Raw genomic sequence first — 1180 nt, forward strand, 5'->3', positions numbered from 1 at the left:
TGGGAAAAGCAAAATTTGATCGGACTAAGCCTCACGTTAACGTGGGCACGATAGGGCACGTTGACCACGGTAAGACGACACTGACCGCTGCGTTGACACGAGTTTGCGCTGAGGTATGGGGTGGTGACGTTTCGGCGTTCGACCAGATCGACAAGGCGCCGGAAGAGAAGGCTCGTGGTATCACGATCGCCACTTCCCACGTTGAGTATCAGTCAGATCTGCGTCACTACGCGCATGTTGACTGCCCGGGCCACGCTGATTATGTGAAGAACATGATCACTGGTGCTGCGCAGATGGACGGTGCGATTCTGGTGTGCTCGGCGGCCGACGGCCCGATGCCGCAGACTCGCGAGCACATTCTTCTGGCGCGCCAGGTTGGCGTACCTTACATCGTTGTGTTCCTGAACAAGGCGGACATGGTCGATGACGAAGAGCTGCTTGAGCTTGTTGAGATGGAAGTTCGTGACCTGTTGAGTGCTTACGAATTCCCTGGCGATGATACGCCGATCATTGTCGGTTCAGCGCTGATGGCGCTGGAAGGCAAGGATGATAACGGTATTGGCACCACGGCTGTTAAGAAGCTGGTTGAGACACTGGACTCTTACATCCCTGAGCCAGAACGCGCTATCGACAAGGCGTTCCTGATGCCTATCGAAGACGTGTTCTCGATCTCTGGTCGCGGTACTGTTGTGACTGGTCGTGTTGAGCGTGGTGTGATCAAGGTTGGTGAAGAGCTTGAGATTGTTGGTATCCGCGATACCACCAAGACGACCTGTACCGGTGTTGAGATGTTCCGTAAGCTGCTTGACGAAGGTCGTGCTGGCGAGAACGTTGGTGTACTGCTGCGTGGTACCAAGCGTGACGATGTTGAGCGTGGTCAGGTACTCTGCAAGCCAGGTACAATCCTTCCGCACACCGTATTCGAGTGCGAAGTATACGTCCTGAGTAAGGACGAGGGTGGTCGTCATACGCCATTCTTCAAGGGCTACCGGCCACAGTTTTACTTCCGTACTACGGACGTGACTGGAAGCTGTGAATTGCCAGAAGGTGTAGAAATGGTCATGCCTGGCGATAACGTCAAGATGACTGTTAGCCTGATCCATCCGATTGCGATGGAAGATGGCCTGCGCTTTGCGATACGCGAAGGTGGTCGGACTGTAGGGGCCGGTGTTGTCTCTAA

The 1180-nt window shown here is 54.6% G+C and carries 1 protein-coding gene; it reads left to right on the top strand.

Translation table 11 applies throughout. From position 1 onward, the window contains the following. Positions 1 to 1180: elongation factor Tu (gene tuf / locus ABD735_RS20080; RefSeq protein ID WP_344809877.1), on the top strand; the 1180-nt coding region annotated here is incomplete at both ends.

The sequence above is a fragment of the Allohahella marinimesophila genome, assembly GCF_039538005.1.
Lineage (GTDB): Bacteria > Pseudomonadota > Gammaproteobacteria > Pseudomonadales > Oleiphilaceae > Allohahella > Allohahella marinimesophila.